The sequence below is a fragment of the Streptomyces sp. Inha503 genome (assembly GCF_047215865.1).
In the GTDB taxonomy this organism is placed as follows: domain Bacteria; phylum Actinomycetota; class Actinomycetes; order Streptomycetales; family Streptomycetaceae; genus Streptomyces; species Streptomyces lycopersici.
Genome location: NZ_CP178360.1, coordinates 2,556,580 through 2,572,298 on the forward strand (window position 1 = coordinate 2,556,580; position 15,719 = coordinate 2,572,298).

General features: G+C 70.1%; 13 protein-coding genes. 9 read left to right on the plus strand and 4 right to left on the minus strand.

Features of this window, described 5'->3' with window-relative positions; translation table 11 throughout:
* Nucleotides 1-72 precede the first annotated feature (72 nt).
* Nucleotides 73-1,104, minus strand: coding sequence for an ornithine cyclodeaminase family protein (locus tag ACJX2R_RS10260; protein WP_413099806.1), 1,032 nt, complete (start codon nt 1,102-1,104; stop codon nt 73-75).
* Between the two features lie 249 nt (nt 1,105-1,353).
* Between ACJX2R_RS10260 and ACJX2R_RS10265 the strand changes: the two genes are divergently transcribed.
* From ACJX2R_RS10265 to ACJX2R_RS10275, 3 genes are read left to right on the plus strand one after another with little or no spacing between them, the layout of a single operon-like run.
* Nucleotides 1,354-2,358 carry an FkbO/Hyg5 family chorismatase gene (locus ACJX2R_RS10265; RefSeq protein WP_413099807.1) on the plus strand — a complete coding sequence of 335 codons (1,005 nt, stop codon included), beginning with the start codon at nt 1,354-1,356 and terminating at the stop codon, nt 2,356-2,358.
* A gap of 30 nt (nt 2,359-2,388) precedes the next feature.
* Nucleotides 2,389-3,555 carry a C9 hydroxylase cytochrome P450 gene (locus ACJX2R_RS10270; protein WP_413099808.1) on the plus strand — a complete coding sequence of 389 codons (1,167 nt, stop codon included), beginning with the start codon at nt 2,389-2,391 and terminating at the stop codon, nt 3,553-3,555.
* Nucleotides 3,552-4,334: an FkbM family methyltransferase gene (locus ACJX2R_RS10275; RefSeq protein WP_262703200.1), complete on the plus strand. Its 783-nt coding sequence runs from the start codon at nt 3,552-3,554 to the stop codon at nt 4,332-4,334. The genes ACJX2R_RS10270 and ACJX2R_RS10275 overlap by 4 nt, the downstream gene beginning before the upstream one ends.
* A 68-nt stretch (nt 4,335-4,402) precedes the next feature.
* Here the strand turns inward: ACJX2R_RS10275 and ACJX2R_RS10280 are convergent, their stop codons facing one another.
* The gene (locus ACJX2R_RS10280; protein WP_413099809.1) at nt 4,403-7,135 is read right to left on the minus strand and encodes an AAA family ATPase; all 2,733 of its coding nucleotides are present in this window, start codon (nt 7,133-7,135) and stop codon (nt 4,403-4,405) included.
* 280 nt (nt 7,136-7,415) lie between these two features.
* On the opposite strand from ACJX2R_RS10280, the gene ACJX2R_RS10285 reads away from it, so the two are divergent.
* Complete coding sequence (locus tag ACJX2R_RS10285) at nt 7,416-8,405, plus strand: helix-turn-helix domain-containing protein (protein WP_413099810.1); 990 nt, start codon at nt 7,416-7,418, stop codon at nt 8,403-8,405.
* A gap of 29 nt (nt 8,406-8,434) precedes the next feature.
* Here the strand turns inward: ACJX2R_RS10285 and ACJX2R_RS10290 are convergent, their stop codons facing one another.
* Nucleotides 8,435-9,820 (minus strand): MFS transporter, encoded by a 1,386-nt coding sequence (locus ACJX2R_RS10290; RefSeq protein ID WP_413099811.1) that lies wholly within the window; start codon nt 9,818-9,820, stop codon nt 8,435-8,437.
* A 9-nt stretch (nt 9,821-9,829) separates the two neighbouring features.
* On the minus strand, nt 9,830-11,233 hold the full coding sequence (locus ACJX2R_RS10295) for a hypothetical protein (protein ID WP_413099812.1): 1,404 nt from the start codon (nt 11,231-11,233) through the stop codon (nt 9,830-9,832).
* 207 nt (nt 11,234-11,440) lie between these two features.
* On the opposite strand from ACJX2R_RS10295, the gene ACJX2R_RS10300 reads away from it, so the two are divergent.
* The 5 genes from ACJX2R_RS10300 (at nt 11,441) to ACJX2R_RS10320 (ending at nt 15,719) form a co-directional block, all read left to right on the plus strand.
* Nucleotides 11,441-12,589, plus strand: a complete 1,149-nt coding sequence (locus tag ACJX2R_RS10300) for a GNAT family N-acetyltransferase (RefSeq protein WP_413099813.1) — start codon at nt 11,441-11,443, stop codon at nt 12,587-12,589.
* A 195-nt stretch (nt 12,590-12,784) separates the two neighbouring features.
* Entirely contained in the window at nt 12,785-13,738 is a 954-nt protein-coding gene (sbnA, locus tag ACJX2R_RS10305) for a 2,3-diaminopropionate biosynthesis protein SbnA (protein ID WP_413099814.1), read from the plus strand.
* A gap of 38 nt (nt 13,739-13,776) precedes the next feature.
* Nucleotides 13,777-14,772, plus strand: coding sequence for a 2,3-diaminopropionate biosynthesis protein SbnB (sbnB, locus tag ACJX2R_RS10310; protein ID WP_413105817.1), 996 nt, complete (start codon nt 13,777-13,779; stop codon nt 14,770-14,772).
* Nucleotides 14,773-14,775: 3 nt separating this feature from the next.
* Nucleotides 14,776-14,985, plus strand: coding sequence for an MbtH family protein (locus ACJX2R_RS10315; protein ID WP_413099815.1), 210 nt, complete (start codon nt 14,776-14,778; stop codon nt 14,983-14,985).
* On the plus strand, nt 14,982-15,719 hold the full coding sequence (locus ACJX2R_RS10320; RefSeq protein ID WP_413099816.1) for a thioesterase II family protein: 738 nt from the start codon (nt 14,982-14,984) through the stop codon (nt 15,717-15,719). Before ACJX2R_RS10315 ends, ACJX2R_RS10320 begins: the two co-directional genes overlap by 4 nt.

Consider the following 15,719-nt stretch of genomic DNA (forward strand, 5'->3'; position numbering starts at 1 on the left):
GGTCTCCGAATTCGCCGGATTGGTTCGATCATTGCTCTGGTGGATGAGCGCGCGCGAGATGGTCGGTCACCACTAGAGCGAGTACGGATCGAGGACGTCCTCGGGCGTCGACTCGATGGCCATCTTGCGGCCGAGGCCGAGCTCGTCGGCGAAGCCGAGCAGTACGTCGAGGGCGATGTGGTCGGCGAACGCGCTGCCGGTCGAGTCGAAGACGCTCAGGCCCTCCCGGTGCGGGGCGGCGGTCTCGGGGGCCGCGCACAGCTCGGCCAGTGACGGGCCGAGCTCCCGATCGGGCAGCTGCTGGAACTCGCCCTCGGTGCGGGCCTGCCCGGGGTGGTCGACGCAGATGAACGCGTCGTCGAGCAGCGCCTTGGGCAGTTCGGTCTTGCCCTGCTCGTCCGCGCCGATGCCATTGACGTGCAGATGTGCCGGGCGCGGTGCGGCCGACACCACCGGCCCACCGCCGACCGGTACCGAGGTGACGGTGCACAGGACGTCCGCGGTCGCCATCGCGGTCGCCGCGTCGGTGACCTCGACGGGCAGCTTGAGAAACGCGGCCCGGCCGGCGAACGACTCCGCGTGCTCGACTTTGATGTCGCTGATCAGGAGGCGTTCCAGCGGGAGGACGCGGCTGAGGGCGTGTGCCTGGGTGACCGCCTGGGCGCCCGCGCCGATCAGGGCGAGGGTGGCGCTGCCCGGCCGGGCGAGCAGCCGGGTGGCGACGGCGGCGACCGCGCCGGTCCGCATGGCGGTGATGGTGCCGGCGTCGGCGAGCGCGACCATGCTTCCGCTGTCGTCGTCGAGCCGCGACACGGTCCCGACGATGGTCGGCAGGTTGAAGCGCTCGAAGTTCTGCGGGCTGTAGCTGACCGTCTTCATCGTCACACCGATGCCCGACGCGCGGTGCGGCATGAACTCGATGACGCCCGGAACGTCGCCGCCGCGGGCGAAGCCGGTGCGCGGTGGCGGCTCGTCGGTCTCACCGCGGCCCAACCGTGCGAAGCCCCTGTGCACCTCGCTGATCAGCCGATCCATGATGACGTCGCGGCCGACCACCGAGAGGATCCGCTTGATGTCACGCTGGCACAGAACCTTGGTCTGCATGTCACCTCTCCTTCGTGCGCCTGACCCGGCGGGGTCTCAGGGATCTCGTCCTCACCGGCGCCGGCACGCAAGGCAGGTCACGAGCGGACATCGGCGACGCTAGCAGTCGGTTGACAACCCTCACCCCCCCAACTCCCCCCTGGATGATTCCGCAGCTCCGGGTGGCCGTTTGTAGGGGGTTGCGGGATCTGACGCGCCCGTATTTTCTTCCTGGTACGCGCCGGGGAACGGCGGGGAAGGGTGAGGCAATTGACTCCGCCGGCCACGGCACCGTACAGCCGCTTCGAGAAGCTCGGGGCGTCCGAACTCGAGGGCGACGAAACACTTCTTGGCGTCATCGAACACCGCGCTGGACACACCGGAGTTTCACTGGCCGAGGGCTATCCCCGGACGGCCGTGCACACGACGACTCGCGAGGACGAGGGGTTCGCCGAGGCGTGGCACGCGGAGGGACCGAAGGAATCGGGCAGCCACGGGGGCGTCGCCTGGGCTCGTACGGCCGACTACCTCTTCGGCGTCGCCCGGGTGCCCGAGGGCGACCGGTACGCGGCCGGCACCGCGGCCGTCTACACCGGAATCTTCGACCTGATCGGGACACTGGGGTACCCCAGTCTGGCCCGCACCTGGAACTACGTCAGCGGAATCAACACGCCGAACGCCGACGGCCTGGAGGTCTACCGGGACTTCTGCGTGGGCCGCGCCGAGGCGCTGGACGCCCGCGGGATCGACCCGGCGACCATGCCGGCGGCGACCGGAATCGGCGCCCACGGCGGCGGCATCACGTGCTACTTCATCGCCGCACGCACCGGTGACCGGGTCAACATGGAGAACCCGGCCGTGCTCACGGCTCACCGCTACCCGCAGCGGTACGGCCCGCGCCCGCCGGTCTTCGCCCGCGCCACCTGGCTCTCGCCGCCTGGGACGGACGACGGCCGGCTCTTCGTCTCCGCGACCGCCGGCATCCTCGGTCACGAGACGGTGCACCACGGCGACGTCGCCGCGCAATGCGAGGTGTCGCTTGAGAACATCGCCCGGGTGATCGGTGCCGAGAACCTGGGACGGCACGGGCTCCGCCGGGGCTACGCCCTCGCCGACGTCGACCACTTGAAGGTCTACGTACGCCACCGTGAGGACATTTCGACCGTACGTCGGATCTGCGCCGAGCGCCTCTCCCGCGAGGCCACGGTTGCCGTACTGCACACCGACATCGCCCGCACCGATCTGCTGGTCGAGATCGAGGGTGTGGTGGCGTGACCCCGCCGAGATGACCTGGGAGGACCACCGATGAGCACCGAAGCTCAGCAAGAGAGCACGCCCGCCGCGCGCTGCCCCTTCTCGATCCAGGACGGGCACCGCACGCTCCTGGAGACGGGCACGATCGGCGCGCATGAACTCTTCGGCGTCAAGCAGTGGCTCGTGGCCGCGGCCGAGGACATCAAGCTGGTCACCAACGACCCCCGGTTCAGCTCGGCGGCGCCGTCCGGGATACTCGGCGAGCGGCGCCCGGGCTGGTTCTCCGGGATGGACTCGCCGGAGCACAACCGCTATCGGCAGAAGATCGCCCGGGACTTCACCCTGCGGGCGGCCCGCAAGCAGGAGGAGTTCATCATCCAGGCGGCGGACGCCTGCCTCGACGACATCGAGGCGTCCGGTCCCGGCACCGACCTGGTTCCCGGGTACGCCAAGCGCCTGGCGTCCCTGGCCATCCACGACCTCTACGGCCTGAACGAGGAGGAGGGGCCCGTACTGGAGGGCCAGATGCGGGCCATGGAGGGCGGCACCGACATGGAGAGCATCAAGAGGCTGACCGACGAATTCTTCGGTCACGTCCTGGCGCTGGTGCGTGCCAAGCGGGAGCAGTCGGGCGACAAGCTTCTCCACCGGCTGGCCGAGGCCGGCGAGGACGAGATCCTGCTCAGCGACGACGAGGCGACCGGGGTGTTCGCCACGCTGCTGTTCGCCGGGCACGACTCGATGCAGCAGATGGTGGGCTACTGCCTGTACGCACTGCTCTCCCATCCCGACCAGCGGGCGGCTCTGCGGGAGAACCCGGACCTGATCGACGGGGCGGTCGAGGAGCTGCTGCGCTACCTGCCGCTCAACCAGCTCGGTGTGCCGCGGGTCTGCGTCGAGGACGTCGAGTTGCACGGCCAGACGATCAGCGCCGGCGACAACGTCATCCCGCTCTACTCGACGGCCAACCGCGACCCCGGCGTCTTCGCCGACCCCGACACGTTCGACATCACCCGCAAGCCCGAGCACAACTTCGCTTTCGGGTACGGCATCCACAAGTGCCCGGGGCAGCACCTCGCCCGGGTGTTGATCAAGGTCGCCGCGCTGCGCCTGTTCGAGCGCTTCCCGGACGTGCGGCTGGCCGGCGACGTGCCGATGAACGAGGGTCTGGGCCTGTTCAGCCCGGCCGAGCTGCGGGTCACCTGGGGAGCGGAGTGAGCGCGTCCGTACAGACCATCACGCTGCCGAACGGCAAGACCGTCGCACACGTCAACCCGGGCGAGGCGCGCTTCCTCTACCAGGAGATCTTCACCGAGCGGTGCTACTTGCGGCGCGGCCTCGAACTGCGAGCGGGTGACGTGGTCTTCGACGTCGGCGCGAACATCGGCATGTTCTCGCTCTTCGCCCACCTGGAGTGCCCCGGTGTCACGGTGCACGCCTTCGAGCCGGCGCCGGTGCCGTACGCCGCGCTCAGGGCCAACGCCGAGCGGTACGGCATCGCGGGCCGGTTCGAGCAGTGCGCGGTCTCGGACGTGGCCGGCCGCGGCAAGATGACGTTCTACACGGACACCACGATGATGTCGGGCTTCCACCCGGATCCGGCGACCCGCGCGGAGCTGCTGCGCAGGCTCGCCATCAACGGCGGGTACAGTGCCGAGGCCGCCGACCGGATGCTGGCCGAGCTGCCGGACACCAGCCAGGTGATCGAAACCTCCGTCGTTCGCCTCTCCGACGTCATCGCCGAGCGGGGCATCACCTCGATCGGCCTGCTCAAGATCGATGTGGAGAAGAACGAGCGGCAGGTGATGGCCGGGATCGACGCGGCCGACTGGCCGCGCGTCCGCCAGGTCGTCACCGAGGTGCACGACATCGACGGCAGGCTCGACGAGGTACTCACACTGCTGCGCGGGCAGGGCTTCACGGTCCTCAGCGAACAGGAGCCGCTCTTCGCCGGCACCGACATCTACCAGGTCGTCGCCCGTCGCGAGGACGCCTGACCGCACGCCGCCCGTTCCCCCTTCCCGAGCGGCGCGGTCTCGTGTCGTGCGCGGCTGTTCTGCTGCGGCTATTCCGCGTTGGCGAGTTCGGCCGGCAGGTGCTGGCGACCCTTGACTCCCAGCTTGCGGAAGACGTTCGTGAGGTGCTGCTCCACTGTGCTGGCCGTGACGAAGAGCTGGTCGGCGATCACGCGGTTGGTCTGGCCGCCGGCGGCCAGCGACGCCACCCGCCGCTCCGCGTCGGTCAGCGACTTGATCCGCTGCGGCAGGCCGGATTCCTCCAGCCAGCCGGGGCCTCCGGGCTTGGCCCCGAGTCGGCGCAGCAGCGGGGTCGCGCCGCACTGGGCGGCCAGGTGCCGGGCCTGCCGGAGCAGTCCCCGCGCCCGGCTGTGGTGCCTGAGCGCGCTGAACGCCTCGCTCAGATCGGCGAGCACCCGCGCCCGCTCGTACTGGTCGTTGCAGGAGAGCAGCAGGTCGGCCGCCTCATCGAGCAGGTCGACCCGCTTCGTCTGCGGGCTGTACGCCGCCTGCACCCGCAGCGTCAGAGCGCGGGAACGGGGTCCCATCGCATGGGTGAGCTGCTCGTCGATGAGCCGTCGGCCCTCGTCGCGGTCGCGGCCGTGCAGCAGCGCCTCGGCGGCGTCGACGCGCCACAGGGACAGACCGGGCGCGTCAACGCCCCAGTTTCGCATGCGTTCCCCGCAGGTGCGAAACGCCGTGTACGCCGACTCGTGCCGGCCCGTCGCGAGGCAGTACTGGCCGCGCGCCGAGAGCAGGTGCAGGCCGAACAGGCTGTCCCGGATGGCCTCCGGCAGCGGCTCGGCGAGCCACTTCTCCGCCCGCTCGGTCTCGCCCAGCCGGACGGCGGCGGCTACCGCGCTGCTCAGCGGTAGCGCGGCGGTGATGCCGAGCAACGACAGCCGCCGGTGGTCCAGAATGGCGCTGCCCGCCTCGACCGCCGCGGCCAGGTCGCCGCGGCGCAACGCGGTCTCGGCGCGCGGCCCCGCGTAGCCCGCCTCCTCCTCGTGCGACGCCCCGGTCTCGGAGACGAGCTTGTCGGCCCAGAGCTGAGCGGTGTCAGTGTTCTCCGCGTACAGCAGGGCCGTCAGCGCGGAGAGGGCGGTGGCGCCGTCCGCCGCCGAGTCAGCGTGCTTCAGGACATTCTCCGCCTCGGCCGCGGCAAGCTCGGGACGACCGTGGAGGGCCGACATGACGGCGTTATCGGCGATCGCACAAAGCCGGGCCGCCTTCGGCAGGTTCGCGAGCTCATCCGGCGGGAGCGGACGCGGCCGCCGATCCGGGCCGGACGCGCCCGGGCTGACGCCGGACGCGCCCGGGCTGACCAGCGCCAGCGATACCTCGGCGGCCCGCAGGTGGGCCCTGTCCTGGTCGGTGACCGCACGCGGGCGCTGCGCGGCCAGCACCTCGGCCGCCTCGCCGGACCGCCCGCCGGCGGCCAGCCAGCGGATCATCAGCGCCGCGTGCTCGGGGGAGAGCAGACCGGCACGGGCGGCGACGGTCAGCTCGTCGAGGTGCCGGCTGGAGGCCAGCGGGTTGCGGCGGCGCTCGATCGCCACGGCCTCGACCCGCAGCGCGGCCCGGGTGACGGCGTCGTCGGAGGCGTGGTGGGCCAGTTGCAGATAGTCGGACGCGGCGTCCAGCTCGCCGCGCACATGCAGCTCCTGGCCGGCCTTGGCGAAGATCTCGGCGGCCTTCGGGCCGTGCATGAGACCGGCGCCGGCCTGGTGGTGCGCGACCACTTCAACGGGTACGTCATCCAGCACTTCCAGAGCGGACCGGTGCAGTCGGCGGCGTTCCCGGGCGGACAGGTCGTTGAGTACGACCGAACGGGCCGCCGGATGCGGGAACCGCAGGTCGTGCAGCAGGCCGCCTTCGGTGAGGATCTCGGTCGCCTCGCCCACCGCGTCCGCGTTGAGCCCGCTGATCCAGCGCACCAGGGTGGTGTTGGCGCTCTCCCCCAGCACGGCGGCCACCCGTGCGACCCGCAACGGGACCGGGCCGCAGCGGTAGAGGGAACCGAGGTACGCCAGCCGGTACGCGCGGCCCGCGTTGATGCCCGTCCCGCCCGTCGCCCAGGCCTCCCGCACATCCTTGATCAGCCCATGGCCGAGGTTCAGGTTGCCGCCGGTCGCCCGGTACAGCCCCGTGAGCACGTCCTCGTCGACGTCGGGACCGAGGCCGGCGCGGGCCAGCTCGGCGATGTGCTTCGGGCTGAGCGGGCGCAGTACGATCTCGCGGTGGTGCCCCAGGCTGAGCAGCTCGGCGTGGAACTGTGAGTGGGCAGGGGTGAGCCGGCGCAACTCGGTGAGGACCATGGTGATCCGGGCCGGGCCGACCCTCCGGGCCAGGTGGAGCAGGCAGTTCAAAGAGGCGGTGTCGGCGTGGTGCACGTCGTCGATGCCGATCAGCACCGGCCGTTCGGCGGCGAGCGCCAGCAGGGTACGGGTGAGGTCGCCGCGCAGCCGGTTCTCGGCCTCCGGCGACAGGTGCTCGCCCGGGAGGGCCATGGCGGCTGGGTCCGGCACCTGGGAGGCGACCGCCGGGTTGTCGATGAGCTGTCCGATCAGGGCGTACGGGAGGGCCCGTTCCTCCTCGGAGCAGACCGCGCGTAACGTGATGGCGTCGCTCTTCGCGGCGGCCGCGTCCAGCAGTTCGGTCTTGCCGCAGGCGATCGGCCCGGTGATGGTGACCACCACGCCCCGGCCGTTGCCCGCCTGGCCTACAGCCTCCTCCAGTCTTCTGAGCTCGTCTTCGCGGGCGTCCAGTTCATAGCTCTCCACGGCAGGCATCACCTCACGTCGGACAACCCAATTGCTTTCCACCGCAAAGTATGTGACTGCGGACTATTCTGCGGCTGATCGACGAGTACATTGCGGAGTTCTAGTGAGGTTCTGGCCAAGCGGTCTGCTCGGACCTTCATCCGGCCCGGAACAGCCCGGGGTTGCCCTGTTTCGCGGCCCAGGAAGGTGCATATAACACGAACTTGAACCACACCGCCGTCTGATGGAATATGACCGCCATAAGACAAAGCCGGAGCAACACAGGCGAAGGGACCGGCGGATGACGAACGGCGCTGGGGTGGGCGATGGATCGCGCGGGCTGTTCTCCGTGGACTCCACCGTCCCGGGCGCGGCACCACAAGGATTTTTCCAGGCCTACCAGCGCGAGTGGGATGCGGAGCTCGGCGATGGCTTGCCACTGCGGAGCTCCAACCGGGACGTCACCGGTGACTTCCGGGTCAGGAGCCGCGCCGCCAAGGTCCGCGACGTGGCGTTCACCGATCTCCACAGCATGTCGGCCATCCGGACCGAGCACGCCCTGGGCGGCGTGGAGGATCGGGTACGGATGTACGTCGTGGAACGCGGCGCATGGCTGTTGCAAGGTTCGCGCGATGGGGACCGGCACACCGTGGCCGCCGGGCAGTTCCTCCTCCGGCACGTCGGGCAGCCGTGGCGCTTCGAGGCGGCGCCGCAGACGGCGGTGAAGATCATCCTCCTGCCCCCCGCGTCGCTCACACCCCTGCTGGGGAACCGGGCCGTCACCGGGCCTGCGGATTCGGCCGAAGTACGCCTGCTGGTGGCCCACGCGAATATGGTGTACGAGACCATGGCCGACCTCGGCCCGGCCGGTGTGCAAGCCGCCCACAGCACCCTGCTCGAACTGGCCCAGGCGGTGGCGAGGCGCCGGTTCGACGATGTGGAGCCCGGACTGGCTCCCGCGCTCGCCCAGGCCGCGAAGGATCTCGCGGACAGCCACCTCACCGACCCCGAGCTCTCTCCCACGATGCTGGCGCGTGAACTCAACGTCTCCTTACGCACCTTGCAGCGGGCGTTCACCGTGGCGGGAGAGTCGTTGATCGCCTACATCCGCCACCGGCGGCTGGAAGAGGCCCGCCGCGCTCTCATCGCATCGGCCGGCAGGCTGAGCGTCTCGGAGCTCGCCGCCCACTGGCAGTTCGCCGACAGCAGCCACTTCATCCGGATCTTCAAGAAGACCTACGGCCAGACGCCCGCCAAGTACGCCCGCTCGACCGGGCTGACCGAAAGCTGAATCCGCCCGCTCAACAGGCGCGGGCAAACTCAGCCGACGGGGCCGCCGTCGAAGTGCTCCACGGGGGCCACGTCCCCGGCCGGTGCGGCCACGTCCCCGGCCGGTGCGGCCTCGCCCATGGCCGCGGGCCGCCGGTCGAGCCCGAGCACGAGCGGCACGGCCAGCACGCTGATCGCGGTGAGGAATACCCAGGGCAGCGCGGCACCGCCCTCCAACAGCGCTGTGAGCAGCGCCGGGGCCAGGGCACCGCCGACCGACCAGGACATCTGGTAGACGCCCAGATAGCGGCCGCGCAGATGCTCGGGCGCCATCACCACGCTCAGTTCGCTGGTCGGCGGCGAGCTGAGGATCTCGGCCACGGTGTAGAGCACCATCGCGATCAGCAGCCCGGCGATCACCGCCCAGCCGGGCAGCGCGAGCAGTGTGCCGAAGACGGCGAACGCCGCCGCGTTGAGCAGCAGGGCCAGCACCAGCACCGTGGCCGGCCCGCGCGCCTCGATCCACCGGCTGGCGAGCGTCTGGAGCAGCGCGACCATCACCGTGTTCAGCACGACGAGCACGCCGACGATCCAGGCGCCGACGTCGAGGTTGTCGGCCACGTAGACGGCGAGCAGCACCGATACCACCGTGGAAGCGAAGACGAAGGAGATGTTCGCCCCGACCAGCCGCAGATACCGGGTGTCCTTCAGCACGGTGCGATAGCCGCCCGCGGGCCGTCCGGTGGTTTCGCCCGTCGACTGCTCCGGCTCGGCGGGTTTCGGCTCCGCGGGCCCGGCGTCGGCCGCCTCGCTCGGGTCCGCGCCCCGGAAGGTGATCACGAGCCAGCCCGCGACGGCGAAGGAGACCACGTTGACCGCCATGACCGCCCGCAGCCCGGTGACGGTCCCGATGCTCAGGGCCACCGCGGACGCGGCGCCGCCGAATCCGACGCCGACATTGCGCAGGGCACGGACGAAGCCGAACCAGCGGGCCCGCTCGACGCCCCGGGCGACCAGCACGATGAGCGGACTGTTGCCCATCCAGAAGGCGTTGGAACCCAGTTGCACCACGAACTGCCACAGCACGATCTGCCAGGCCGCGTGCGAGAACAGGAAGCCGATGAATCCGGCCACCGAGATCCAGTTGCCCGCGGCGACCACGATGCGCGGACCGTATCTGTCCATCAGAAGCCCGATAACGGGCGGAACGGGCAGGGCGAGCAACTGCCCGACGGTCAGCGCGGCGCCGACGGCGACCAGTGACAGCGACGTCGTCTTCACGAAGAAGACGACGGTGAACGCCATCACCAGCCCGTTTCCCAGACTGTCGATCAGATTGGCCGTGACGAACCGGCCCTTTCCCACGAGGTCCGGCAGACCCCAGGCCGTCTGAATCCGCCGCCACGCCGAAGGCGCGGGGGAATGCCGCGGCGTCATGGCTTCTCTCTACTTCGCCGCATCGACGGGCGATTCGCCCGCGGCAGGCACTTCGCCCCCGGCGGGCGGCTCGCTCTGGTGGAAGACGGCCGCGGCGCGCGCCCTGGCATGAGACATGCCCGAGATGATGCCGCCCGACCCGGCCGGCACCACCCTGGCGTCCGCTCCCGCACAACCCTGCGGGGTGTAGAACATGCCATAGACCGCATGCCATTCCTCGGTTTCCCCGGATACCGGGTCCACCACGAGCTCGGACCGGGGGATCACCCTCTGTTGTGCGATACACCCTTCGGCGGCGGAGTCCTCCAGAGCCCGCCGCCAAGTGGCGTCGTCCGTCTCCCAGCCCACCACGGCGCCGACTCCGCCGCCGCGCGCGTTGACCTTCAGGATCAACTGCTCGCGCCGCTCCAGGCATTCGTCGATGAGGTCGGTGTCCGTCTTGAGCGCGTCAGTGTTGATCAGCCGGGTCCAGGGCAGCACCCGGTCGATGGTCCGGCACTCGTCCTCGCCGAGGTCGCGCCGCCGCGCCGGGTCCGAAATCAGCGCCATACAGGCCTTGTTGGCGAACACGGTGCTGGAAAGCGGGGTCCACAGCAGCGTCCCGCCCGCCCGGTGCGCGTTCAGCAGGGGTGCGACCACGTCCCAGCCGCCGGGTTCCTCGGCGATCTGGTCCGGGACGAAGGAGCGGTAGACCACGTCGATCTTCGTGTCCCCGAGGTAGAGCGCGCCGCCGCGTTCGTGTACGTCCGAGACCTCGGCCACCAGGATGTCAAGGCCCGCCGAGCGCAGTGCGGACTGGAAGTTCAGCCAGAGCTCGCCGTAGTCCTTCAGACCGCCACGCCATTCCAGCAGGGCCACCACCGGCTCACGCCCGGGTGCCACCCGGGCGCCGAAGCGGCGCAGCGCCTCCACCACGGCGCGAACGGGATGCACATAGCCGAGCCGGTTCCGGCGCGCGAAGTCGGCGAAGGCGTCGACCTCCATCGTCGCCCGGGACATCTCACTCGCGAGGCCCCAGCCGCCGGTCTCGCTCCCCAGATTGGTTTCGAGGAGTTTGAATGAGGTGCCGTCGTGATACATGTCGGCCCGGCCATAGTAGGGTGGCACCAGGTCACCGAACCGCCGTATCACTTCCCAGCGGCCGTCGCTGATGCCGAGCACCGACCGGAATGCGTCTAGATCGCCGCCGAACATCCGGTCCGGCAAGGAAAAGAGTATTTCGACGAGACACCGCACGTCATCGGCGAACTCACGAATCTCACGCTCGGCGACGAAGAGGGGCCTGGCCAAATACTCACCGGGCCAGGATGCGAGCGTCGGGTAGTCCTTGACGTGCTGGGCGACCGTACGCAAGTCACTGCCCGGTATGCGGAACTCCTCGTTGTACTGGGCTGTTACTCGCTCCGCCGACATGACATCTCCCTGCTCGCTGGTGACTGGGCTCCTCGGCCCGCAGGGGCCACTGTTTCACCCCGGTCTCCCGAGCGACTCAATCGCGGCTCAATTGTGAGCCAACGGCCCCTGTGGACACGGACCATCTGTGTTAGTACTGGGAATACTTGAAACACCCGAAAGAAATGGTTCTACAGCCATGGGGGAACGTTTATTTCAGGAGGGGCCATGACCGCCACGACGGACACTTTCGCCGACGCCATCGGCGGGCTCGGTGACACCGAGTGGGACCGGCTCGCCGACGACAGGTTCCTTTCGTCGGCGCTGTGGCTGCGGGTGTGCGCCCTCGACCCCGGCTCGGTCTCCGGCGGACTGCACGTGGAGACCCCGGGCGGCGGCCGGGCCGCGATCCCCGTGGCGGCGGTGACCGACGAGCCCACCCCGGGCCTGCGGTGGCACGACCTGCTCACCGCGCGCGGCCTGCCGGCCCCCGAGCCGGGCGGTCTGCTCATCGGCCAGCGCCGCGGCTATCTGGCGCACCTGCTGACCGGCGAGGGAACCGATCGGACCGAGGCCGCCGCCGCGGTGCTCGACGCGGTCCGCGCGCTGCGCTCCCCCCTGCACGAGGAGTCGAAGATCGCCCGCGTGGCGATGTACCTGACCACCGAGGACGTGGGGACGCTGCGCGCGGCGGGGGTGCGGACCGCCCCGGTAGCGCTGACGACCGACGCCTGGATCGAAGTCCCGCCCGGCGGCTACCGCGCCTGGCTGGGGTCGCTTTCGGCGCACCGGGCCCGCCGTATCCGCAGCGAGATACGGAAGTTCGAGAGGGCCGGATACGAGCTGGAGCACCGGACGCTCGCCGAGTCCTGGCAGGACGTCGCCCGGCTGCTGGCCCGTTCGTTGGCGCGATACGGCAGAACTGTCGACGTTCCCCCGATGGCCGAGTCCTTCCGCAAGCAGGGTGAGCTCGCCGGTTCCCGGGCCGAAGTGGTGCTGTGCTCGCGCCCCGGCGAACCGCCCGTCGGCTTCTGCCTGTACTACCGCCTGGGCGACACCGTGTACCTGCGGGGGCTCGGCCTCGACCACGACCAACTCCTCTCGGCCGCCGAGTACTTCAATCTCACCTACTACATGGCGGCGCGGCTCCCGGGAGTGCGCTGGATTCACGCGGGCACCGAGACCGCGGAGGGAAAGGCGCTGCGCGGCGCGACGCTCCGGCCGCTGTGGCTGCTGGACCTGTCCGAGGACAGCCCGCTGGCCGGGTACGACGAGGAGATCCGCGAGCACAACCGCGCTCTCCTCGCCCGTCTGCGCGACTCCTCGCCCGCGATTTCCGACGCCCTGGAGTACGAGCTCTGGGAGCCGTACTGCTGAGGTCCGTGGGGCTGTTCAACCGTCCGTCGTGGTCGCCGAACAGCCCCACTCTTTTCTCCCACCAAGCCTTTGTCGCGGCGCACTTGAGTCGCGGTTGAGCCGCCAAGACCGATCCCGTGCCACACTCGGCCCATGCTCCACAGGCGTGCTGATCAATCTCTGATCGAACGGACAAGGCAAATTCGCAGGGGCCTCATGGGAACCCCGCTGATTCCCCTGACGGACGAGCAGTGCGACATTGTCGCCAAGCTGGAATTCTGCAATCCCACGGGAAGTAGCAAAGACCGTTCGGCACTGTGGATTCTGGAACAGGCAATCGGTCGCGGCGAGATAGCGCACGACACCACGGTGGTCGAGTCGTCGTCCGGCAACTTCGCGCTGGCCCTGGCCTTCTACTGCCGGATGCTCGGCATCTCCTTCGTCCCGGTCATCGACCCGAACTGCAACGAGGCCACCGAAGCCCAACTCCGCCTGCTGTGCGACCGGGTGGAGAAGGTATCCATCCGTGATGTGACGGGCAGCTATCTGAAGAATCGGCTGTCCCGGGTGCAGGAACTGCTGGTTGAACTCGACTCGGCCTATTGGCCCAACCAGTACGCCAATCCGGATGCCCGCGAGGCGCATTACCACTTCACCGCGGGCGAGCTGATCGCGCAGGCCGGCCCGCTCGACTATCTCTTCGTCGGCGTGGGCACGGGCGGCACGATCGCCGGGCTCTCCCGCCGGATCAAGGAAACGTATCCGGACTGCGTGGTCGTCGCCGTCGACGCCGAAGGCTCGGTGATCTTCGGGGGCCCGCCGAAGGAGCGGCGGATTCCCGGTATCGGCTCCAGCATCGTGCCGCCGCTGTGCGGACAGGCGCTGATCGACGAGGTCGAGATCGTCTCCGAGGCGCGCGCCGTGGAGGCCTGCGGCGTTCTGGCCGCCAAGTACGGCCTGTACGCGGGCGGTTCGACCGGCAGCACCTATGCCGCCGTCCAGGACTACTTCGCTCGTCACCGTCCCGGCGCGCACCGTCCCCGGGTCGCCTTCATCGCCGCCGACCGCGGCCATGCCTACGCCCAGACCGTCTACGACCCCACATGGGTCCAGCAGCTGCGCGCGGAGGCGGTACAGCCCCCCGGCGTCGAAACCCTGGCCGTCAACTGAAGGAGCACCACCCCGTGTCCACTCTGGCCCCGCCGCCCATGACCGTGATCGGCGCGGGCGACATCGCCGCCGAGACGGATCGTCACCGTCCGGAGCTCATCGACGTCGTCCGTGCCGCCTACCTCGCGCACGACGCCGGACAGAGCTCGAACCCGCACAGCTCGTTCCTGCGCTTCCCCCATCAGAGCCGGTCGCGCATCATCTCCCTGCCCGCCTATCTGGGCGGCGAGTTCGAGGTCGCCGGCAACAAGTGGATCGCCAGCTTCCCGGACAACACACGGCATGGAATCCCCCGTGCCTCGGCCACGCTGATCCTCAACGACTGCGTCACCGGCTATCCGTTCGCCTGCATGGAGTCCTCCATCGTCTCGGCGACGCGGACCGCGGCCTCCGCGGTGCTCGGCGCGCAGACGCTGCTCGGCGCGCGCCGTGCCCGCCGAGTCGGCATCGTGGGCACGGGGCTGATCGCCCAGCACGTATGGCGGTTCCTGCGTGATCTCGACTGGGAGATCGACGGCTTCCGGCTCTTCGACCTCGACCCGGCGGCGGCGGACCGCTTCGCCGCGGTCGTGTCCGAGCACACCGAGGCCGAGATCGTGGTCGCCGAAACGGTGGAGGAGGTGTTCACCGACTGCGACCTGGTCGTGCTCACCACGGTGGCCGGCGAACCGCATCTGCACGACCCCGGGCTGCTCGCCCACAACCCGGTGGTCCTGCACCTGTCCCTGCGCGACCTCGCCCCCGAGATGATCCTCGCCGCCCAGAACTTCACCGACGACGTCGACCACGCCGTACGCGAGCGCACCTCGCTGCACCTGACCGAACAGCGCACCGGCAACCGGGACTTCATCGACGGCACCCTCGCCGACCTGCTGCGCGGACGGCTGAGCCGGGACCACGGACGCCCGGCGGTCTTCTCACCGTTCGGACTCGGCGTACTCGACCTCGCCGTCGGCAAGTGGGTGCACGACCGGGTAGTCGCCGCGGGCCGGGGCCACCGCGAGGGGGACTTCTTCACCGGAGTGGGGGTCTGACGCATGAGCGCCTCAGCCGCCCCGCGCCCCGCCGGGGACCGGTACGTCGTCGTGGTGAACCACGAGGAGCAGTACTCGGTCTGGTTCGCCGACCGTGAGCTGCCCGCCGGCTGGACGGCCACCGGCGCGCAGGGCACCCGCCAGGAGTGCCTGGACCACATCGAGCAGGTGTGGACCGACCTGACCCCGCGCTCCGTACGGGCCTCACGATGACGGCTGACGCCCTCGCGACGGCCTGGCTGCGCGGGCTCGGCGGCCGTGAACTCACCGCGCGGCGGCGCCTGTTCGTCTTCCCGCACGCCGGGGCGGGCGCCTCCGCCTACCGGCTGGCGGCGCACCTGCCGGACACCGTCGAGGTCTGCACGGTCCAGTTGCCCGGCCGGGAGAACCGGTTCGCCGAACCGGCCCTGACGTCCCTGGACGACGCCGTGGCCACGCTCGCGCCGCTCATCGCGGACCACACGGACCTGCCGTACGCCTTCTTCGGACACAGCATGGGCTCCCTGATCGCCTTCGAGACGGCCCGGCGGCTACGCGCACTCGGTACCCGCCTGCCCGACCGCCTGTTTCTGTCGAGCATGCGCGCCCCCGGCCTGCCGGACCGCGACCCGCGGCACACGCTGCCCGATGACAAGCTGCTCGCCACGGCCGAATTCGACGGCGTGGACCCCGAGTTGCAGGAGCTGCTGCTGCCGCTGCTGCGCGCGGACCTGACGCTGTGCGAGACCTACACCCACCGGCCCGAGGCACCCCTGCCCTGTGCCTTGACCGTTCTGGCCGGCTCGGACGACGACAGTGTCGACGGGACGGAGCTCGCCGGCTGGCGCGAGCACACCTCGGCCGACTTCGAACTGCACCTGTTCCCTGGCGCCCCCCACCTCTATGTGCGGGGCGCGGAACGACAGCTGGCAGAGACGATCACGCGTACCTTCCCCGCACGGGGCTGA